This window comes from Actinobacillus seminis (assembly GCF_002263215.1).
In the GTDB taxonomy this organism is placed as follows: domain Bacteria; phylum Pseudomonadota; class Gammaproteobacteria; order Enterobacterales; family Pasteurellaceae; genus Actinobacillus_B; species Actinobacillus_B seminis.
The window spans coordinates 85,856-107,618 of record NZ_NLFK01000004.1 but is presented as its reverse complement, the minus strand read 5'-3'; the positions used below and the strand labels follow the sequence as shown (position 1 = coordinate 107,618).

The 21,763-nt window shown below is 43.0% G+C and carries 19 protein-coding genes and 1 other RNA gene; 6 read left to right on the top strand and 14 right to left on the bottom strand.

All coding sequences use genetic code 11. The features are described 5' to 3' along the window. Nucleotides 1–204 precede the first annotated feature (204 nt). The 10 genes from clpB to CFY87_RS05185 all read right to left on the bottom strand — a co-directional run bounded on the left by clpB (nucleotide 205) and on the right by CFY87_RS05185 (nucleotide 12,195). Nucleotides 205–2,775, bottom strand: a complete 2,571-nt coding sequence (gene clpB / locus CFY87_RS05230) for an ATP-dependent chaperone ClpB (RefSeq protein WP_094946199.1) — start codon at nucleotides 2,773–2,775, stop codon at nucleotides 205–207. A 222-nt stretch (nucleotides 2,776–2,997) separates the two neighbouring features. Beyond that, entirely contained in the window at nucleotides 2,998–4,365 is a 1,368-nt protein-coding gene (gene hemN / locus CFY87_RS05225) for an oxygen-independent coproporphyrinogen III oxidase (RefSeq protein WP_094946198.1), read from the bottom strand. A gap of 1 nt (nucleotide 4,366) precedes the next feature. Beyond that, nucleotides 4,367–4,810 (bottom strand): DUF2489 domain-containing protein, encoded by a 444-nt coding sequence (locus CFY87_RS05220; protein ID WP_094946197.1) that lies wholly within the window; start codon nucleotides 4,808–4,810, stop codon nucleotides 4,367–4,369. A gap of 2 nt (nucleotides 4,811–4,812) precedes the next feature. Then, nucleotides 4,813–5,382 carry a Der GTPase-activating protein YihI gene (yihI, locus tag CFY87_RS05215; RefSeq protein ID WP_094946196.1) on the bottom strand — a complete coding sequence of 190 codons (570 nt, stop codon included), beginning with the start codon at nucleotides 5,380–5,382 and terminating at the stop codon, nucleotides 4,813–4,815. 81 nt (nucleotides 5,383–5,463) lie between these two features. Continuing rightward, nucleotides 5,464–6,819: a tRNA uridine-5-carboxymethylaminomethyl(34) synthesis GTPase MnmE gene (mnmE, locus tag CFY87_RS05210; protein WP_094946195.1), complete on the bottom strand. Its 1,356-nt coding sequence runs from the start codon at nucleotides 6,817–6,819 to the stop codon at nucleotides 5,464–5,466. Nucleotides 6,820–6,936: 117 nt separating this feature from the next. Further along, nucleotides 6,937–7,800 carry a 4-hydroxybenzoate octaprenyltransferase gene (ubiA, locus tag CFY87_RS05205; protein WP_094946194.1) on the bottom strand — a complete coding sequence of 288 codons (864 nt, stop codon included), beginning with the start codon at nucleotides 7,798–7,800 and terminating at the stop codon, nucleotides 6,937–6,939. Between the two features lie 63 nt (nucleotides 7,801–7,863). After that, nucleotides 7,864–9,045 (bottom strand): FAD-dependent monooxygenase, encoded by a 1,182-nt coding sequence (locus tag CFY87_RS05200; RefSeq protein ID WP_094946193.1) that lies wholly within the window; start codon nucleotides 9,043–9,045, stop codon nucleotides 7,864–7,866. A 20-nt stretch (nucleotides 9,046–9,065) separates the two neighbouring features. After that, the gene (gene ubiH, locus CFY87_RS05195; protein WP_094946192.1) at nucleotides 9,066–10,259 is read right to left on the bottom strand and encodes a 2-octaprenyl-6-methoxyphenyl hydroxylase; all 1,194 of its coding nucleotides are present in this window, start codon (nucleotides 10,257–10,259) and stop codon (nucleotides 9,066–9,068) included. A gap of 5 nt (nucleotides 10,260–10,264) precedes the next feature. After that, complete coding sequence (gene pepP / locus CFY87_RS05190) at nucleotides 10,265–11,596, bottom strand: Xaa-Pro aminopeptidase (protein ID WP_094946191.1); 1,332 nt, start codon at nucleotides 11,594–11,596, stop codon at nucleotides 10,265–10,267. A gap of 41 nt (nucleotides 11,597–11,637) precedes the next feature. Further along, nucleotides 11,638–12,195, bottom strand: coding sequence for a YecA/YgfB family protein (locus CFY87_RS05185; RefSeq protein WP_094946190.1), 558 nt, complete (start codon nucleotides 12,193–12,195; stop codon nucleotides 11,638–11,640). A gap of 138 nt (nucleotides 12,196–12,333) precedes the next feature. Between CFY87_RS05185 and CFY87_RS05180 the strand changes: the two genes are divergently transcribed. The 3 genes from CFY87_RS05180 to CFY87_RS05170 all read left to right on the top strand — a co-directional run bounded on the left by CFY87_RS05180 (nucleotide 12,334) and on the right by CFY87_RS05170 (nucleotide 13,519). Beyond that, nucleotides 12,334–12,636, top strand: coding sequence for a cell division protein ZapA (locus CFY87_RS05180; RefSeq protein WP_094946189.1), 303 nt, complete (start codon nucleotides 12,334–12,336; stop codon nucleotides 12,634–12,636). Between the two features lie 82 nt (nucleotides 12,637–12,718). After that, nucleotides 12,719–12,915: non-coding RNA, 6S RNA (gene ssrS, locus CFY87_RS05175), on the top strand. A gap of 19 nt (nucleotides 12,916–12,934) precedes the next feature. Then, nucleotides 12,935–13,519: a 5-formyltetrahydrofolate cyclo-ligase gene (locus CFY87_RS05170; protein WP_094946188.1), complete on the top strand. Its 585-nt coding sequence runs from the start codon at nucleotides 12,935–12,937 to the stop codon at nucleotides 13,517–13,519. 61 nt (nucleotides 13,520–13,580) lie between these two features. Here the strand turns inward: CFY87_RS05170 and CFY87_RS05165 are convergent, their stop codons facing one another. Then, a complete protein-coding gene (locus tag CFY87_RS05165; protein WP_094946187.1) occupies nucleotides 13,581–13,940 on the bottom strand; it encodes a DUF4870 family protein in 360 nt (119 codons plus the stop codon). Between the two features lie 262 nt (nucleotides 13,941–14,202). Here CFY87_RS05165 and CFY87_RS05160 point away from each other — a divergent pair, with 262 nt between their 5' ends. From CFY87_RS05160 to CFY87_RS05150, 3 genes are read left to right on the top strand one after another with little or no spacing between them, the layout of a single operon-like run. Beyond that, entirely contained in the window at nucleotides 14,203–14,970 is a 768-nt protein-coding gene (locus CFY87_RS05160; RefSeq protein ID WP_419670249.1) for an amino acid ABC transporter substrate-binding protein, read from the top strand. Then, nucleotides 14,960–15,676 carry an amino acid ABC transporter permease gene (locus CFY87_RS05155; protein ID WP_094946185.1) on the top strand — a complete coding sequence of 239 codons (717 nt, stop codon included), beginning with the start codon at nucleotides 14,960–14,962 and terminating at the stop codon, nucleotides 15,674–15,676. Before CFY87_RS05160 ends, CFY87_RS05155 begins: the two co-directional genes overlap by 11 nt. A 13-nt stretch (nucleotides 15,677–15,689) precedes the next feature. Next, nucleotides 15,690–16,442, top strand: a complete 753-nt coding sequence (locus tag CFY87_RS05150) for an amino acid ABC transporter ATP-binding protein (RefSeq protein ID WP_094946184.1) — start codon at nucleotides 15,690–15,692, stop codon at nucleotides 16,440–16,442. A gap of 84 nt (nucleotides 16,443–16,526) precedes the next feature. On the opposite strand, the gene dnaE is transcribed toward CFY87_RS05150, so the two are convergent. The 3 genes from dnaE to CFY87_RS05135 all read right to left on the bottom strand — a co-directional run bounded on the left by dnaE (nucleotide 16,527) and on the right by CFY87_RS05135 (nucleotide 21,701). Then, a complete protein-coding gene (dnaE, locus tag CFY87_RS05145) occupies nucleotides 16,527–20,000 on the bottom strand; it encodes a DNA polymerase III subunit alpha (protein WP_094946183.1) in 3,474 nt (1,157 codons plus the stop codon). 121 nt (nucleotides 20,001–20,121) lie between these two features. After that, on the bottom strand, nucleotides 20,122–20,862 hold the full coding sequence (gene pflA, locus CFY87_RS05140) for a pyruvate formate lyase 1-activating protein (protein WP_094946182.1): 741 nt from the start codon (nucleotides 20,860–20,862) through the stop codon (nucleotides 20,122–20,124). 125 nt (nucleotides 20,863–20,987) lie between these two features. After that, nucleotides 20,988–21,701, bottom strand: a complete 714-nt coding sequence (locus CFY87_RS05135; RefSeq protein ID WP_094946181.1) for a 7-cyano-7-deazaguanine/7-aminomethyl-7-deazaguanine transporter — start codon at nucleotides 21,699–21,701, stop codon at nucleotides 20,988–20,990. Nucleotides 21,702–21,763: the final 62 nt, after the last annotated feature.

Genomic DNA, 21,763 nt, shown 5'->3' with positions numbered 1-21,763 from the left:
CAGCAAAGAAAAATAATCAGAATATTAGCCCCCGACTTTCAAGCGTTTTTTTGGGGGGTGTCGTTTTAATGGGAGGATTTTTTTGAGAGGTTACTTTGTGAGGACTCATCCCTTAACCTTGTGTCCTCAAGGACGGGGTTTTATTTTTCATATAAAAAACCGCACTTAATAACTCAATTAAGTGCGGTCAATTTTGGCAGGATTTTATTGTTGTGTCACAATATTTCCGTCAACATAGTCAATAGTAATCAATTTACTCGGAATAACTTTGCCGGATAAAATTGCTTGCGAAAGCGGATTTTCCACTTCTTGTTGAATTGCCCGTTTCAACGGTCTTGCACCATAAATCGGGTCATAACCGACTTCACCGATAAAATCCAATACGGCATCACTAAATTGCAATTGATAGCCATGGGTTTCCATACGTTTAACCAAACGTTGCAACTGAATTGATGCAATCGCACGGATGTTTTCTTTGCCCAACGGATGGAATACGACAGTCTCATCAATCCGGTTGATGAATTCCGGACGGAAATGCCTGCTTACCACCGACATTACGACTTCTTTCATGCCCTCATAACCCAACGCGCGATTTTCTTGAATTAAATCAGAACCTAAATTAGAGGTCATGATCACGACAGTATTGCGGAAATCTACGGTACGACCTTGACCGTCGGTCAAACGTCCGTCATCCAACACTTGTAATAAAATATTGAACACATCATGATACGCTTTTTCCACTTCATCCAGCAAAATCACCGAATAAGGGCGACGACGTACCGCTTCGGTTAAATAACCGCCTTCTTCATAGCCCACATAACCCGGAGGCGCACCAACCAAACGGGAAACGCTGTGTTTTTCCATAAATTCAGACATATCAATACGCACCATAGCATTTTCGTCGTCAAAGAGGAAGTTTGCCAAGGTTTTGCATAATTCGGTTTTCCCTACACCGGTCGGTCCTAAGAATAAGAAAGAACCAATCGGACGATTTGGATCGGAAAGTCCGGCGCGACTACGACGAATGGCATTCGCCACCGCCTCCACCGCTTCATGTTGACCAACAACCCGTTGATGCAAGGCTTGCTCCATGCGCAACAATTTTTCTTTTTCGCCCTCCATCATACGCGAGACCGGAATACCTGTCGCACGAGAAAGCACCTCGGCAATTTCCTCATCGGTCACACGATAACGCAACAAGGTCATCTCTTTGCCACTCGCTAATTCCGCTTGCGCCAATTGTTTTTCTAATTCCGGAATGCGCCCATATTGCAATTCGGACATTTTATTCAAATCGCCGACGCGACGAGCTTGTTCCATTTGCATCCGCACATCTTCTAATTTTTCTTTAATATGTTGTGAGCCGGAAAGTGCCGCTTTTTCGCTTTTCCATACGTCTTCCAATTCTGCATATTCCCGCTCTTTCTCTGTGAGTTCCTGTTCCAACATGTGCAAACGTTTACGACTTGCTTCATCCTCTTCTTTTTTCAACGCTTGTTGTTCCAGTTTTAACTGGATGATACGTCGTTCTAAACGATCCAATGACAAAGGTTTGGAATCAATTTCCATACGAATACTGGATGCCGCTTCATCAATTAAATCAATGGCTTTATCCGGCAATTGACGATCGGAAATATAACGGTGAGAAAGGGTTGCCGCCGCTACAATCGCCGGATCGGTAATTTCCACATGGTGGTGCAATTCGTAACGTTCTTGTAGCCCGCGTAAAATCGCAATGGTATCTTCCACGCTCGGCTCATCTACAAACACTTTTTGGAAACGACGTTCAAGTGCGGCATCTTTTTCAATATATTGACGATACTCATCCAAGGTTGTCGCGCCCACACAATGTAATTCCCCACGCGCCAACGACGGTTTCAGCAAGTTGCCCGCATCCATTGCCCCGTCAGTTTTACCGGCGCCCACCATAGTATGAATTTCATCAATAAATAAAATGACGCGACCTTCTTCTTTGGCAAGTTCATTCAACACCGCTTTTAACCGCTCTTCAAAATCTCCACGGTATTTCGCCCCGGCAATCAATGCGCCCATATCCAAGGACAGCACGCGTTTGTTTTTTAACCCTTCCGGCACTTCGCCATTCACAATACGTTGCGCCAAGCCTTCCACAATCGCGGTTTTACCCACGCCCGGTTCACCAATTAGCACCGGATTATTTTTTGTGCGACGTTGTAATACTTGAATAGTACGACGAATTTCATCATCACGCCCAATCACCGGATCCAATTTTCCGCTTTCCGCTCTGGCAGTTAAATCGATAGTATATTTTTCCAGCGCCTGACGATTTTCTTCGGCATTTTGCTCATTCACTTGTTGTCCCCCTCGTACTTGCTGAATAGCTTGTTGCAAAGAATCTTTTTGCACTCCGCATTTACGCAAAATCTCTTTTAAATTGCCCTGTTCTTCCAAAGCTGCTAATAAAAACAACTCGGAAGAAATAAATTTATCTTGCTGTTGTTGCGCTAATTTATCGCATAAATTCAATAAGTTAACCAAATGACGGGAAATTTGTACCTCGCCACCGGTACCGGAAACTTGTGGTAAACGGTTAATTTCGCTATTGACCTCACTGCGCAACAACCCCACGTTTGCACCCGCCGCCGTTAAAATCGGCGCCACTGATCCGTTTTCTTGATTTAACAACGCCAACATCAAATGTACCGGCTCGATAAATTGGTGATTTTTGCCCAATGCCAATGACTGTGACTCCGCTAACGCTTGTTGGAAACGGGTAGTAAATTTTTCAATATTCATAAAACTCTCCTCTTAATTCGATATCCCATTATTGTTCATGAAATATCCTATTCATGACTGGTAAGTAAGATCGATTTACTCAATTTCAAGGGAAAAAAGAAAAAAATTAAATGAAAACTATTGATGATTTAACTTTGATAGGAGAAACTTTTTATAAATTTTCACTCTTTCTTACAACCACTACGTAATACCGGAAATTTCCACCGCACTTTGCCACAATAATTAAATCACACGCGAGAATTGTTGTCTTTTAGCTTGTTGGCGGGAGTAAGTATCGAAACATAAACAAATATTGCGGATCAATAAACGTCCTTTAGCGGAAACCACCATTTCATGCTCGCCGATCTCCAATAATCCGTCTTTTGCCAATGGCGCCAGTAACGCTAAATCTTCAGCAAAATGGGTTTTAAAATCAATTTGATACTGCCGTTCAATCGGTTGATAACACAATTTAAAATTACAAATCAATTGCTTAATCACATCACGGCGCAGGCAATCTTCTTGGCTCATCACTAACCCTTTATGCAAGGCAATACCGCTGTTTTCCACTTGAGTATAATAATGTTTCAGCTCTTTTTGGTTTTGTGCATAAGTATCACCCAATAAACTGATAGCGGAAACACCTAAGCCTAACAGATCACATTCTTCTTGCGTGGTGTAGCCTTGGAAATTGCGGTGTAATACCCCTTGTTGCTGCGCAATCGCCAATTCGTCATCCGGCTTGGCAAAATGGTCCATGCCGATAAAACGGTAACCCGCTTTACCTAAGGTTTCGATCGTTTTTTGCAGGATCGTTAATTTTGTCTCTGGGGCTAACAATTGTTCTGCTTTGATTTTTGCCTGTCCGGCAAAACGTGCCGGTAGATGAGCGTAATTAAAGACACTCAACCGATCAGGATTTAATTCAATCACTTTTTGCAAGGTGAACATAAAACTTTCCACATTTTGCAACGGTAAGCCATAAATTAAATCCAAATTGGTGGATTGAAAGCCCAGCTCTCGCGCTTTTACCAGCAAAGCGCGGATAAAATCTTCGTCTTGTTCGCGGTTTATTGCTTTCTGTACGTCTTTATTGAAATCCTGCACCCCCATACTCATGCGGTTAAAACCCAAATGGCGTAGATGCGCTAACATGGAAAGTTCAATTTCGCGCGGATCCAATTCAATGCTGATTTCAGCCTCCTCGGCAATGTGAAAATGCTCTCGCAGCATATTCATCAGACGGGAGGATTGCGCTTCGGTTAAATAAGTCGGTGTGCCGCCGCCCCAGTGAACTTGAGTGGCAATACGATCACGAAACAGTGGCGCACGATATTGAATTTCTTTTTCGAGATAATCCAGGTAAATATCGGCTTTATGCTGATGGCGGGTGATAACTTTATTACAGGCGCAAAAATAACATAGTTTATGACAAAAAGGAATATGCACATACAACGACAATGGGCGATTCGGATAACGAGCTACTGCCTGTTTAAAATTCTCATCCGTATAATTTTCATTAAATTCAAGCGCGGTCGGATAAGACGTGTAGCGCGGTCCTGAATAGTTATATTTTTGAATTAATGCTAAATCCCAAATGATTTCAGACATTTTATTTTCCCCACATCATCTCAATATCGCTTAATAATTGATGCAATTCCAACTTAATTTTTTGCTCTAAATCCGCTTCCGCACTCTCGCGACGTAAATCTAATTTCATCCGCTCGTTTTTCTTCAATTCACGGCGCGCTTCATGGGTCGGCATGTCTATCACCACTTCATACAGCGCAAACATCGATTGATACTCTTTTAGTTTTTTGCCTAAAGGCTCAAGTAACATTTTTAGGCGCAGAACGCCTTCCGAATGGTTACATTCTCCGCTTTGCATAGCTTTGGCGATAATCACAATACTTTCTTTTAACCGATCCGCACGTGCTTGTCGTGCTCGCTGCAAGGCTTTTTTCTGTTTTTGCAGAGCGAGTAATAAATACACTGCATAGCCGGTCAGTGCAAAAATAATCAACGCACCGATAATTACGAAAATTGTAATTTCCATCTTTATTTAAACTGATTAATATCTATTTTTTCAAAAGTGCGGTATAAATCTTCCTCATTTTCATCTTCATCCGCCATACCCAATTCCTCCATTAATTGCGCAATGCGATCCAAACAGTCGTCCACGAACGCCTGATCTTTTGCACTTAATTTTTTGCCCGCTTCCAAATCGTCCAACAATTGATTTAAGCATTCATTATTTTCCAATTGCTCCAATTCCAACATCGGATCTTGTTTTTGTCCTTTTTCTTGCAATGGAACCTGTTGAATAAATTGATCTTTTTCCGGACGATTAACAAATTCCACGATCAACGGGACTTTTTTACGACTTCCCAAACGAGCGTCTTGTTTCGGTTTTTCGCTGACTTTTGAGGAATTATCCGCCGCGCTATGGCGCGAACCGGCGGTTAAACCTTTGTGCTTTCTTTTTTTCTTTTCTTCACGCGCTTTTGCATCAAGCTCATAACGTGTCGCTTTCCTTCCGGACGGACGTTTGGACGCATCGGCGTGTCTATCCGCTTTGCGCGCCGGCATAATATCGGTCAAACGACGGGTTTTCTTTTGACGAGCCATTTTTACTCTCTCTTATTTATGGGTTAATCGCTGATTGTAACAGAATTCCAACAGAGATTGGAGGTTTCCCCCGCGCTGCGGTTATTTTCCGATACAAAACGAACTAAAAATATTGCCTAACAAGTCATCTGAGGTAAATTTTCCGGTAATCTCGCTTAAATGCTGTTGCACTATGCGCAATTCTTCCGCCAACAATTCACCGGCGCGAAATTCGGTTAATTGCACCAAACCTGCCTGTAAATGTCCATCCGCTTGTTCAAGTGCCTCCAAGTGGCGACGACGTGCCAAAAAGCCGCCCTCTACACCGGTTTGATAACCTATACTTTGTTTTAAGTGATCACGCAAAATATCCATCCCTTGCTGCGTTTTCGCTGACAATCGAATCAATGTATAACCGGCTTCCTCACTCATTCCTTCCTGTTCACCGGTTAAATCCGCTTTATTGCGAATAATGGTGACCGGAATATGCTCCGGTAATTTTGCTAAAAATTCCGACCGTACTTGGGTTAAATCCTGATGTTCTTGCGTACTGTCCAGCATCAACAAAATGCGATCCGCCTGCTCAATTTCATTCCAGGCTCGGTTGATCCCAATACGCTCCACCTCATCTGTCGCCTCACGCAATCCGGCGGTATCAATAATATGCAACGGCATTCCATCAATATGAATATGCTCACGCAGCACATCGCGCGTCGTCCCCGCAATATCGGTTACGATCGCCGCTTCGCGTCCGGCAAGGGCATTTAACAAACTGGATTTTCCCGCATTCGGACGCCCTGCGATCACGACTTTCATGCCTTCGCGCAAAATCGAACCCTGTTTAGCTTCCGCACGCACGTGGCCCAACTGTCCAATAATATCGCGCAAATGCCCTTCAATTTTACCGTCCGCCAAAAAATCAATTTCTTCATCCGGAAAATCAATTGCCGCTTCCACATATGTACGCAAATAAATGACAGAATCTACTAACTGATTAATTTTATTGGAAAATTCGCCTTGCAGCGATTTTAATGCCGAACGCGCGGCTTGTTCTGAACTGGCGTCAATTAAATCGGCAATAGCTTCCGCCTGCGCCAAATCCAGTTTATCGTTTAAAAATGCCTGTTCGGAAAACTCGCCGGGACGAGCTAAGCGCACACCTTGTACTTGCAAAATCCGTTTCAGCAACAAATCTAATACGACTTGCCCGCCATGCCCTTGCAGTTCCAGCACATCTTCACCGGTAAAAGAATTTGGCGCTTTGAAATATAAGGCAATGCCCTGATCCAAGACAGTTCCGTCCGCGTCTTTAAAAGGCAAATAATTCGCCATGCGCGGTGTTAAGGATTTCCCAACTACCTGTCGCGCGACCTCCGTAGCCAAGGGACCGGAAACTCGCAAAATACCGACACCGCCGCGTCCGATAGGCGTGGCTTGCGCCACAATCGTTTCTTTCATAAATGCCGTCCTAAAACTGACCGCACTTTTACCATAAAAGTGCGGAGGAAAATTTAGCGGATTATAACAAAAAGGCAAAAGGGAATGAATGCTTTTATCTTGGGAGAAAATTCGAGATCAAAGAAAAATGCCACATAAAAAGCTAATAAAAATGCTCAGACCCACATAATTATTGTTCATAAACGCCTTAAAACAATCTTCGCGTAAACGAGATTTGGTAGTTTTACATTGGTACACAAAAAACAACGTGGTGATAAATAAGCCGATAAAATAACTGCCGTGTAACCGGGATAAAACGCCGATTGCAATCAGAAAAAGCAGCGTAATAATTTGCAATAAGGCAATGATTTTATTGTCATATTGAGCAAATAAAATCGCTGTGGATTTCACTCCGATACGCAAATCATCGTCACGATCCACCATGGCATATTGCGTATCATATGCTACTGTCCAAGTTAAATTGGCTAAAAACAGTAACCAACATTCCAGCGGTAACTGTGCCATCGTCGCCCCATACGCCATGGGAATCGACCACCCAAACGCCGCGCCCAAAAAAAACTGTGGTAAATGCGTATAGCGTTTTAAAAAGGGATAAATCGCCGCCAACAACACCGCAATCACGGAAAGCCCAATAGTATAGCCATTTAAAAACAGCACCAGCACAAATGAACACAAGATCAACACAGCGAACAAATTTTTTGCTTCTTTTGGCGCCACTCGACCGGTTGCCAGCGGGCGATTAGAGGTGCGTTTAACATGTCCGTCAAAGTGACGATCCGCGTAATCATTAATCACACAACCGGCGGCACGCATGAAAATCACGCCCAATACAAAAATCAGCAAAATTGCCCTTTTCGGTATGGCTTTTTCCGCTAAAAATAACGCCCACAATGTCGGCCACAGCAACAGCAACGAGCCAATCGGGCGATCAAAACGCATCAATTGCGCGTACGCAATGAGTTTATCTTTCGTGAAAATCATACTAAATTACATCAAAATCCAATATCAAAGTGCGGTCATATTTTACTGTAAATTTGCCCGAAACTATATTCCTAATGCTTGTTTTATCAGCTGTTCTTTTACCAAATTCAACTGATTGGTCGCACTTAACCCAACGCCGCGCAACAATTTTTTCAACGGATGATCGCCGGCAAACAGATCTTTTAAACCTTGCATCGCTACCAGCATTTTCACCGCTTCCGTTTTACGCCAACGTTCATAATGACGCAAATAGCGATACTCGCCTAGATCCACACCTCGTTGTTGATTTTGACGAATTTCCTGCAACAAACCGACCACATCTTGTAACCCCAAATTTACGCCAAGACCGGCGAGAGGGTGAATGGTATGCGCGGCATCGCCCACCAAAACAATGCGCGGTTGAGCAAAGTTGCGCGCGTAACGCGCGGTAAGCGGAATGATTTTGCGCTCGCTTTTCACTTGACAAAGTCCAAGACAATAATCAAAAGCCTCGGTTAAATAGCGATTAAAGGTTTGTTCATCACAGTCTTTCATCACTTGCGCCTGCTCCGGCGATTGCGACCACACGATAGAACATAAATTCTCCTCATGTAAGGGCAAAAACGCCAAAATGCTGTCGTGAGCAAAAATCTGGCGTGCGCAATGTTGGTGCGGGTCGGCGGTTTCCACGTTGCATACCAATGCATGATGCCCATAATCGCGAAAAATTAACGGAATATTGGCTTGTTTGCGCACCCAAGAATTGGCACCATCCGCACCGACAATTAATTGCGAAGATAACATCTGCCCATTATCCAAGGTTAAAATGGCATTATTTTCCGTTATCCCTAAGGTTTGCGGAAGTGCGGTAATCATTTCCACATTTTTTTGCGCCATCACTTGTTGCCACAATGCTTGCCGGATCAGATGATTCTCCACGATATGCCCCAAATGCGATACGCCCAAACCTTGCGTATCAAATTGGATCTTGGCGAAACTGTCTTTTTCCCACACTTGCATTTGGTCATACATGATCACGCGCCAATCTAACAAAGTTTTCCAAACGCCCAATTGCTCTAATAAAGTTTGGCTGGCAAGATTTAACGCACTGACACGACTGGTAATTTGCTCGCGCGGCGTTTGCGGCGGAAAGCCTTCAATCACCGCAATCTTAAGCGGATAAGGCACACTTTCTTGCGCTAATCCGACAGCAAGCGCTAAACCCACCATGCCGCCGCCGATAATCGTAATATCAAAGGTTTTCATTTCTTAATCCTACTTTTTCGCTACAACCAACCTAAGGTTGCTTTGGCAAAATGTTGTTTGGCAAGGCGACATTGAGATAGCGCCATCAACCCCAAATTGCGTATCAGTTGTAATGGGAGTAAATTATTGGCAAAAATAGAGACTAAATTGTCCGTTAATTGAATAATATGTTGTTGATCTGCCTGACGAATTTCTTTATAGCGCTGCAACAGCGCATAATCACCGATATCTTGCTGCGCGGAAAAATTGTCCGCTACCACATCCGCCAATGCCATTAGATCTCGAATGCCAAGATTAAATCCTTGTCCGGCGACGGGATGCAAAGTTTGTGCCGCATTACCCACTAAAGCAGTGCGAGGGTGAATATGTTGCGCCGCACGATACAAATTCAGCGGATAAGCAAAACGTTTGCCGCATTGTTGCAATTTGCCCAAACGCCAACCGAAACGCTGCTGTAATTGGTGTAAAAAGGCGTTATCATCCAATGCTATCAGCGCCTGTGGCTGCTTAACGCACCAAACTAAGGACATTAAATTTCCCGCCATTGGCAATAACGCCAGCGGACCTTCGTCGGTAAAACGCTCAAATGCACGATATTGATGGGGTTGTTGCACTTGCACATTAGTAATAATCGCAGTTTGCTCGTAGTCACGCAGTAATTCTTGCTCAATGGATGCTGCCGACGCTACTTGCGACAGGCTCCCGTCGGCACCTACCAGCAATTTTGCGCGTAAAGTGCGGTTGTTTTTTAGTCGAATTTCTACCGCGCTTGGTTGATATTCAATATGTTCCACTTGCTGCGGCGCCAAATAATCCAAATGGGGGTATTGTCGCATGGCTTGCAGTAAACATTGCCCCATCTGCTGCAATTCCACCACCGAGCCCAACGCCTCTAAACCAAACTCTTGTGCGCGAAATTCCACTATTCCGCTGTGTCCTTTGTCGGAAACATGAATTTGCTTAATCGGCGTTGCAATCTCTTGAATTTTTTGCCATAAACGTTGTTTATCCGGTAATTGAATTTGGTTCAATCGCCGGCAACTTCCATCGGATAAAGCAATGCAACGAGCATCAAAACCGCTTTGTTGATGTTGCTGTGGTGCTTGTTTTTCGACAATGGCGATACGTATTTTCCCTTGCGTTTTGGAGCTTAATGCCAAGGCAAGCGTCGCCCCCGCCATCGCACCGCCAATGATCACCACCTCATAATCCATTTGAATTATCCTTTGTTTTCGTTCATTAAACGTTCAATATCGTCAATTTCTTTCGGCGCCGCACAAGTCAGCACTTTATTTCCGTACTCGGTAATTAAAATATTATCTTCAATGCGCACGCCGATCCCTTTATACTGCACAGGCACGTCGGCATTCGCCGAAATATACAATCCCGGTTCCACCGTTAACACCATACCTACTTCCAACGGGCGATCACGCTTTTTGCTATTACGATCACCATTAGCACCTTCTTGGCTGTAGCTGCCAACATCATGCACATCCAGCCCCAGCCAATGTCCAAGTCCGTGCATATAAAAAGCGCGGTGGGCTTGTTGCGCGATTAATTCGTCAATATCACCTTGTAAAATTCCTAAACGCACTAATCCCGCCACTTTAATCCGCACCACTTCTTCATTGGCTTGTTGGATGGAATTACCCGCCACTAAAAGTTCAATAGCACGTTTTTGCGCTTGCAATACAATCTCGTAAATCTCGCGCTGCGCCGGGCTGAATTTTCCGTTAACAGGGAAAGTGCGCGTAATATCGCCGGCATACATAGCAAATTCGCAACCGGCATCAATCAGCAACAAATCTCCGTCACGTAAACTGTCGTTGTTTTCGTTGTAATGCAAAATACAGGCGTTCTCACCGCCAGCAACAATACTGTTATAAGCGGCATATTTGGCGCCGAAGCGGATAAATTCATGTAAAATTTCCCCTTCGATTTCATACTCAAAGCGATTCGGACGAGTTTGTTTCATAGCGCGAATATGCGCCAACGCCGAAATTTGCCCCGCCTGTTGCATTAAGGCGATTTCATTTTCTGATTTAAACAGACGCATTTCGTCTAAAATCGGTGACCAACATAAAATCGACGAAAAATGCACCGCACTTTGTACAATCACAGCATCCCCCCAAGGTTGTTGCCTGTTTTTATGATAAAGTGCGGTCAATTTTGCGCTAAATTCATCCAGTTTTTCGCTCAAACTTTCAATGGGAAATGCCTGATCGACGCCTAAGGTTTGTGCCGCGTTTTCCACACCTAAGCGGCGCCCGTTCCAAGTTTCCATCAATGGATCCGATGGACGTAAAAAAATTACAAATTGCGTTTCATGGTATTGTTTTAACACCAACAAAGCGGCATTGGGTTCATTAAACCCGGTTAAATACCAAAAATAACTGTCCTGACGAAAAGGGTAGCAACAATCATTGTTACGCGTTTGCTCTTGCGCGGAAAAAATAATTGCTGCCGAATTCTCTTGCAATTGGGCGGCAAAGTTGGCGCGGCGAGCGGCAAATTCCGCCGGCGGCAAACTTGCCATATAAGCTAAATCCATTATTTTCCCTCCGTTAATACGTTCTCATAAGCGGTTTGTATTTAGTGTAAAACCGGTTTTTGTACCTTAGATTGCGACTGAAAATGGGCGAAAAATAAGGTGGCAACTGTGCGTACATATTCGACAATTTCTTCTAAGGCGTCGCTAAGTTCCTCTTGGTTATCCTTTTCGTCATAGCCCAGTTGTGCAATATGTTGTAAATCATACAAGGCTTCGCCGATTTCCCCTTTTTCTTTATCTAAATTGCTTTGCGCCAAACCTAAACCGAGTAAAAAATGGTTGGTCCATCCGGACATGGCATCAGCACGCGCGAAAACATCATTATCTTCCGGTAACCAAAGCTCAAAGTTAAATCCGTCAATATCGGATAACGTGTGGTGAATATGCTGATAAAGTGGCATAATTTGCTGTAAAAGTGCGGTCGGATAAGCGTGATTTTCGTTGCTGAATTGATATAGCAAAGGCTGCCAACTTTGATCTTGTAGCCCGCCGCAAATTAATCCGCTTAAAAATCCGTGAATTTCGCTACCGGTGAGTGCGATTCCGGCTTGTTTGAGTCGTTGATTTAAATCCGAATATGAAATAAGAGCGTCTGTCATTTTTATGTTCCTTGCTGAAGTAAGGATGTAGTTTATCATTGTTCGTGGCAACCAACAAGCAAACGGATTTTTTATGGCGAAAATCATTTGATATGGCATAATAGCAGCAAAAATAATTCCCTGAGGTTGGAGAGAAAGATGTCATCTAACAGTATCGAAATTGTTGTTTTGGGGCAAGTTTTACGTTTAAATTGTCCAGAAGCTCAACAAGCGGCGTTGCGCCAAGCTGCGCATATTTTGGATCAGCGCGTATCCGAGATGAAAGAACGGACAGGTATTTTGCAATTAGAAAGAGTGTTGTCGATTGTCGCGCTAAATTTAAGCTATGAATTGCTCCAAGAACAGAGAAAAACGCAATTAATTGAAAATGTTGTCTCAACTCGAATTCAGCAATTAGACAATTCGTTGGAAAGCATTTTAGCGCAAAAACAAAGCATTTAAGTGGAAATAATGTGATCCGGATAAAAGAATTGCGAAATTTACTCTGGTCATTAGGGATAATTTCGGTTAGTATTAAGATAAAGATTACCTGAGGTGTTCGCCAGCGGATTACGTCCCTGAGCCGATACTTAAAACTTTATGAATTGGTACCCTATTGTTGGTGTGTATGCTTGCCTTGGTGTTTACCCTGAAGCAAGAAACCTGAAAACGATGATGACCGATTCCCTTGAACCGTAGGGTTCAAGGACCGACCATCCGTAGCGGCATCTCGGGGCTCTTCCTTTTTATTGGATTTCCTATGAATACCCTATCCCAATTAACGCCGGCGCTACAACGTCAACAACTACGTCGGCAAATTCGTAAAATTCGGCAAAAAATGACCGCACTTGAACAAGCACAAGCCGAACAACGCATCGCCGAGCAAGCATTGCAACTCATTGAACAACGACAAGCGCAGCATATCGCCTTGTATTTGTCTTTTGACGGTGAAATTTCTACCGCGTTATTAATTCAAACCTTGTGGCAACAAGGCAAATCTGTTTATCTGCCGGTATTGCACCCGTTTTCTGCGGGCAATTTGCTTTTTTTGCGCTACCGGGCTCAAACACCGCTCCACATCAATCAATTTGGTATTCAAGAACCTCGTTTAGACGTGCGTCAAGTGTTGCCGCTCAATGAACTGGATATTATTTTCACCCCGTTGGTCGCGTTTGATCAACAAGGCAATCGCCTTGGTATGGGCGGTGGATTTTATGATCGTACACTACAACAGTGGCAACAAAAATCCTTTATTCCTGTGGGATTGGCGCATCAATGCCAACAAGTAGAACGTCTGCCGACAGAAAATTGGGATATCCGACTTGAACGAATTCTAGTCGGCTAAGATTTCTCTAATACAATCCCAAGCTTGCTGCCGGCACCTCTTAGCAGTTAATAATATTAAGTTAAATTAACCAACTTGCCGGATTAACCGGTTTTTTATCCAACACTTTGAGAAAGCTGTAAACAAGGCGAATTAGATATAAGAGACCTGTTGCCATAATCACCAACATGCCGATACCGACAATTGAGAGTATTATGCCAAGCAATATACCCAGAAAACCGATCCAGAAAGTTTTTATCAGGTAATTCAAATAACCATGATAAACAGTTCCCTCGGTTTCTTTACGCTTCATATAGGCAATGATAACGCCGATAAGCGTTGGCAATCCTCCGATAAATAACCCAATAAAAAATAACCCATAAGTGATCAACACAATAGTTTTATGCGGATCCTTTACTTCAATTACCGATTGCTCACTCATAATTTGCTTCTTCATAATAAGGTTAGTTGATCAAAGTCAGTCTATTGTACAAAAAAATAACTTTCAATCAATCTTTCTGCTATTTTATAGCAGATTATACTATTAATTGTTGAAAATTTATCCTATAGCAATTGAATTACTTTTCTTGCTTATAACATATAACTAAAAGTTATTTGTAACATCCGAATTTTTTCATACAATCCCTGCAACGGATTTGAACTGATCTATTTTTTAATAAAAGGAGGAAAATATGTTAAAAAACATGGCATTTTTAGCCACTTCCATTTTTTATAGTATTGCCACTCAAGCGATCACTGCAGACAACTTATTAGAGCGCATCAATAACAAAGGAATGATTACCGTCGGAACCGAAGGAACCTATGCACCTTTCACTTATCATGATGAAAGTGGAAAATTAACCGGTTATGATGTGGAAGTCACTCGTGCAGTAGCCGAAAAATTAGGCATTAAAGTTGATTTTAAAGAAACCGCTTGGGATTCCATGTTAGCCGGCTTAAAAGGCGGTCGTTTTGATTTGGTAGCCAACCAAGTCGGCTTAACAACACCGGAACGCCAAGCAACATTTGATAAATCCGAAAATTACAGCTGGAGCGGGGCGATGTTAATAGCGCGTGCCGACGAAAACCGCATTGGCAAAGTAGAAGATGTGAAAGGCTTAAGAGCGGCGCAAACCTTAAGTTCCAACTATGGTGAGTTGGCAGTGAAATACCAAGCGAATATCGTGCCAATCGACGGTATGGCGCAAGGGCTAAAATTGTTACAAAATAAACAAGCCGACGTTACTTTCAACGATTCTTTAGCGTTATTAGATTATTTGAAGAAAAACCCGAATTCCGGTTTAAAACCGGTATGGGAATCCGGCGATAAAATCGGTTCCGGCTTTATTGCAAATAAAGGAAATGAAGAGGCCTTAGCGAAAATCAGCCAAGCTGTGATTGAATTGCGCAACGACGGTACCTTGAAAAAACTAGGTGAACAATTCTTCGGTAAAGATATCAGTGTTAAATAATTTCCTTGCATCACTGCCTTTTATGACCGAAACAAGGGCGGATTTAGTTATCAACGGATTTCTTCCAATGGTTAAAGCAGCGGTACTGGTTTCAGTACCGCTTGCTGTCGTTTCTTTTTTCTTAGGCATGATCATTGCTGTAGCGGTGGCGTTATTAAGAATTAGCCAAAACACCGGCTTTTTTCACCGCACTTTAGTAATGTTAGCAAAGAGTTACGTCTCCATTATCCGCGGAACGCCAATGTTGGTACAAATTTCCGTAGTATTTTACGGGTTACCGGCACTTAATATTTTTATTGATCCCATTCCCGCCGCCATTATCGGTTTTTCCTTAAATGTTGGTGCCTATGGCTCGGAAACCGTGCGCGCTGCGATTTTATCCGTGCCGAAAGGACAATGGGAAGCGGGTTATACTATCGGTATGACCTATATGCAAACTTTCCGTCGCATTATCGCACCGCAAGCCTTTCGCGTCGCAGTTCCGCCACTTAGCAACAGCTTTATCGGCTTATTTAAAGATACCTCCCTCGCCTCGGTGGTCACCGTAACGGAAATGTTTCGGGTAGCGCAACAAATTGCCAACGCCTCCTACGATTTCCTTCCGGTCTATATTGAAGCCGGTTTGATTTATTGGTGCTACTGCTTCATTTTGTTTATCATTCAAGCACGCATCGAAAAACGCCTTGATCGCTATGTGGCACATTAATGGGAAGTGAAAAATGATTAAAGTTCGTAATATTCATAAAACTTTCGGCAATAACTCCGTGCTGAAAGGCATTGATTTAGATATTGAAAAAGGTCAAGTTGTAGTGATTCTCGGTCCATCCGGTTCCGGGAAAACAACCTTTTTACGTTGCTTAAACGCCCTTGAACTTGCCGAGCAAGGCACTATTGAGTTCCATAAAGAAAATCCATTATTCATTGATTTTTCAAGTAAATCCATCAAGAAAGAGATTTTACCGTTGCGCCGAAAATCCGGCATGGTGTTCCAGCAATACAATCTTTTTCCACATAAAACTGCGTTAGAAAATGTGATGGAAGGTCCTGTTCAAGTGCAAAAACGCAATCCAAGCGTCGTACGCGAAGAAGCCATTGCGCTCCTAAATAAGGTCGGTTTAGCGGATAAAATGGATCTTTATCCTTACCAACTTTCCGGCGGACAACAGCAACGCGTCGGCATCGCGCGCGCCTTAGCCATTCAGCCAGAATTAATGTTATTCGACGAACCGACATCCGCCCTAGATCCGGAATTGGTACAAGATGTGCTTAACACCATGAAAGAATTAGCAAACGAAGGCTGGACGATGGTCGTGGTGACACACGAAATCAAGTTCGCACTGGATGTTGCGGATCTTGTAGTGGTGATGGATAAGGGGCATATCGTAGAACAAGGCTCCCCGGAACAATTGTTCCACCACCCACAACACGAACGCACCAAAGCCTTTTTACACAAAATTCGCGCCGACGAATAACCCGTATCACCATAAAAGTGCGGTTAAAATTCAGTTAGTTTTACCCAGTTGCACCGCATCTACTCAATGTGGCGCAACTGTCATCTACTCAAACTCCAACTCCACTGCGCTTTCGCCCAATAAAGCCACTAAATTTGCCAATAATTCGTCCGTCGGTTTGACCGACCATTGGATACCGAATCGTAATAAAGCGCGCCCTTGTGGACTTTGATAATAGGCATGAATGGGAAGGGTGCCATTGCTATAAGGGGTTAAGATTTCTTTAAGTTTTTTGATAAAGTGCGGTGTAATTTGTGCTTGTTCCAAACTGATCGCTAAACTTTTGGCATAACGACCTCGAGCTTCATCTAAAGTCATCAAATCACGTACCGCCATTTTTAATCCTTGTGAAAACTCATCAAAACTCACTTGCCCCGTAACAATTACTACGCTGTCTTTTTGCAATTTTTCACCGAAACGCTCCAAAGTTTCGCCAAATAAGGTAATATCCAAACGTCCGGCGCGATCATCCAGAGACGCGATACCAATACGATTGCCTTTTTTGGTGACTGCAAAGCGTGTATTTACGATCAAACCGCTCACAGTGCTGGTTTGGCCTCGATAATTCGGCACCAATTCGTTCAAACGCGTGTGGCTATAATGGGAAAGCTCTTTCAAATAGCGGCTGATTGGATGGCTACTTAAATACAGCCCCAAGGTTTCTCGCTCACCATCCAAAATTTGTTTTTCCGTCCAACGCGGTGTTTTTGCATAAGCATTTTCCACTTCTTCCGGTGTTTCCGTAAGTACACCGAACATATCCGCTTGACCGATAGCTTCATCTTTTGCGTGTTGGTCAGAGGCTTTTAGTGCATCTTCAAGGTTCCTTGCCAGTGCTGCACGATGAGGTCCTAATTTATCAAAAGCACCCGACATAATTAAATTTTCAAAGGTACGGCGGTTGATTTTTTTCAGATCTACTCGAGCACAAAGATCAAACAAATCTTTAAAAATACCTTGATTACGGGCTTCAATAAAAGCCTCAATCGGTCCTTCACCGACTCCTTTAATTGCCCCTATACCATAAACAATTTGACCGTAATCATTCACACTAAAATGATGTTTCCCCGTATTAATATCCGGAGGAACAACAGTTAATCCCATACGTAAACATTCATCATACAACCCGACTATTTTTTCTGTGTTACCCATTTCCGAAGTCATTACAGCTGCCATAAATTCCGCCGGATAATGGGCTTTTAGCCACAAGGTTTGATAAGAAACAAGCGCATAGGCTGCAGAGTGAGATTTATTAAAGCCATAACCGGCAAATTTCTCTACCAAATCAAAGATTTTCATTGCCAAATGACCATCAATGCCTTTAGCAATTGCCCCTTTTTCAAAAGTTTCACGCTGTGCCGCCATTTCTTCCGGCTTTTTCTTACCCATCGCACGACGTAATAAATCCGCGCCGCCTAAGGTATAACCCGCTAATTCTTGCGCAATTTGCATGACTTGCTCTTGATAGACAATAACACCATAAGTCGGTTCTAAAATCGGTTGTAAGCACTCGTGTTGATATTCCGGATCAGGATATGCCACCGGTTCATGACCATGTTTCCTATCAATAAAATTTTGTACCATACCTGATTCTAAAGGACCCGGACGGAACAACGCCACTAACGCGATAATATCTTCAAAACAATCCGGCTGCAGACGTTTAATCAAATCTTTCATACCGCGTGATTCCAACTGGAACACGGCGGTTGTTTCCGCGGCTTTAAGTAACGTAAAAGATGCCTCATCGTCCAGCGGAATGGTAGCAATATCTACCGGTGCTTTGCCTTCTTTTTCCAAACGGGCATTAATCATATCTAATGCCCATTTGATGATAGTAAGTGTACGTAAACCAAGAAAGTCGAATTTTACTAAACCGGCATATTCTACATCATTCTTATCAAAATGCGTGACCGGATGTTTACCTTCACCATCACAATATAATGGCGCAAAATCGGTAATCAAACTCGGCGAAATCACTACTCCGCCAGCATGTTTACCGGCATTACGCGTCACGCCTTCCAGTTTACGTGCCATATCAATTAGTGATTTAACCTCCTCATCGCCTTCATAAATTTCGGGTAAACGAGGCTCCGCTTCAAACGCTTTTTTCAACGTCATTCCGGGATCGGGAGGCACTAATTTAGCAATGCGATCTACAAATCCATAAGGATGTCCCAACACGCGTCCTACATCACGAATCACTGCTTTTGCCGCCATGGTACCAAAGGTGATAATCTGCGAAACCGCACCGCGCCCGTAAGTTTCCGCCACATGTTCGATCACGCGATCGCGTCCGTCCATACAAAAATCCACGTCAAAATCCGGCATAGATACCCGTTCCGGATTTAAGAAACGTTCAAAAAGTAAATCAAACTCCAACGGATCCAAATCGGTGATTTTTAACGAATACGCCACCAACGAACCGGCACCTGATCCTCGCCCCGGACCAACTGGAATATCATTATCTTTTGACCATTGAATAAACTCCATCACGATCAAAAAATAGCCGGGAAACCCCATTTGGTTGATTACGTTCAATTCCACTTGCAGACGTTCATCATATTTCCGGCGATTTTCCAACCGCACTTTTTCATCCGGAAACAACATCAATAAGCGCTCTTCTAACCCTTCACGTGCTTTCATCACCAAATAATCTTCCGTGCTTAATTCGCCTGTCGGAAATTGCGGGAGAAAATACTGCCCTAAACGAATCATCACATTGCAACGTTGTGCAATCAGTACTGAATTTTCCAAAGCGCTCGGAATATCAGCAAATAATTCACACATTTCTTGTTCTGAACGAAAATATTGCTGATCACTATATAATTTGGGGCGTTTCGGATCGTCTAAGGTGTAGCTGTCATGAATGGCAACACGAATTTCGTGGGCTTCAAAATCATCCGGCTGCAAAAAACACACATCATTGGTTGCCACCACCGGCAAGCATTTTTCCGCCGCTAATTTTAGTGTCGCTTGGATATAACGTTCTTCTTCCGAGCGCCCTGTGCGGGTGAGAGTTAAATAAAAATGTTGTGGGAAAAACTGTTGATAAAAACTGACCGCACTTTCCACTTCCGCCGGATTATTTTTAAGCAATTTTTTGCCTACATCGCCCAAACGCCCGCCGGATAAAACAATGATCCCCTGGCGGTGTTCAATCAACCATTCTTGATCAATATAAGGAAGATCTTGGTAACCTCGTTCGTAAGCCTTTGATAATAAAAGCGTAATATTATGATAGCCTTGATTATTTTTGGCAAGCAAGGTCAATTCAAATCGCTCGTCGCCCATTAAATCACTTTTTACCAACACATCCGCGCCGACAATCGGCTTCACACCGGAAGATAGGGCTTCACCATAAAAACGCACCAGCCCGCAGAAATTGGTAAAATCCGTTAATGCCATCGCCACCATGTCATGTTTCACGCAGGCTTTCACTAAAGGCTTCACTTTCGTGATCCCATTTATCATTGAAAAATCACTGTGAACGCGCAAGTGAACAAAACGAGGTGATGACATAAAAAATCCTTGAATGGTAAGCTTAAAAGTGCGGTCTATTTTAACTGGATTTCGAACATGGCTCAACTTAAGCCAATATCCATAAAAATAAACGGCGACTAAATATCGCCATAAAGATTACTTAATATTTGACAACGTGACCATATCCTTCAAGGATATTTTGAATATGATCAAGAGATTCTTTTATCGGCGGTTTAACATCTTCCAATTCATATTTTTCGCCTAAAGCTTCCCATTTGTGTGCGCCTAAACGGTGGTATGGTAATAATTCCACTTTTTCGATATTCTTCATCCCTTGAATAAATTGCCCTAATTTATGCACATCTTCATCTGCATCCGTATAGCCCGGTACCACTACATAACGAACCCAAACCAGTTGATTACGTTTTTCCAAATATTTAGCAAATTCCAAGGTACGTTTATTGGGGACGCCGATTAAATTTTGATGGACGGTGTCGTTTAATTGTTTTAAATCGAGCAGAACCAAATCAGTCGCATCAATTAATTCGTCGATCACAAAATCATAATGACGCACAAATCCATTAGTATCCAAACAAGTATGAATCCCCTCTTCTTTGCACGCAAGGAACCAATTACGCACAAACTCCGCCTGCAAAACCGCTTCACCGCCGGAGGCAGTAACACCTCCTCCGGAAGCATTCATGAAATGACGATAGGTCACCACTTCTTTCATCAGATCTTCTACCGAAATTTCTTTACCGGCGTGCAGGTCCCAAGTATCGCGGTTGTGACAATATTTGCAACGCATCAAACAACCTTGCAAAAATAAAATAAAACGAATACCCGGACCATCAACGGTGCCGCAGGATTCGTAGGAATGATAACGAGCTAAAACTGACATAAATTGCCTTAGATAATTGAATAGAAATAAAGCCGGTCGGATTTTACCAAACTTTTTTCATTTTTTCAGAAGAATAATGCAAACAGTGAAAAGACTATGACCAAAATAAAGGCGGGCATTCCGCCTTAGGATGAGATCATTTGCGGTTGTGCGGTTAAGTGGCTAATTTTGCGCAATAAATAGCTAAGCAATGCGCCATACGCAGGTACAAAAAGAACCAAACCGACAAATAATTTGAATAAATAGTCAACAAAACCGATTTCAACCCAATGCTCTGCCATAAAAGGATCGCTACTGGCATAAAACGCAATAGCAAAAAATAAAAAGGTATCCGCCATTGAGCCAAAAGTCATAGAGCCGGTCGGTGCAATCCACCAAGTTTTTAATTGACGTAAGCGATTAAATACCACTACATCCAGCAGTTGCCCAATCGCGTAGGCGGCAAAACTGGCAAGCGCAATGCGAAACACGAAAAAGTTAAATTCTGCCAGTGCCGCGAAGCCTTGATATTGGCTGTCGGAAAACATTGTAGAAACCACATAACTTATCAACAACGCGGGAAACATCACCATAAATACAATCCAGCGAGCTTCTTTCGCGCCAAAAATACGCACGGTTAAATCCGTTGCTAAGAAAATAAATGGAAAACTTAAGGTTCCCCAAGTACTGTGGATAGAAAAATCCTGCGTCAGACCTAATTTTGTCAACGGAAGATGAATCTCGAAAGGAATTTGCACTAAATAATTGCTGGCGGCAATAATAAAAATATGGAACAAGCTCAACAATACGAGCGCACGACGTTTTTGTTGATCACTAAAGATCGAAAGTGTAGATTTCATGTTGTTACCTTTTTATTATTTGTTGGGGTGAGGGAACCCAAAGTTATTTTGATTTTTCACCG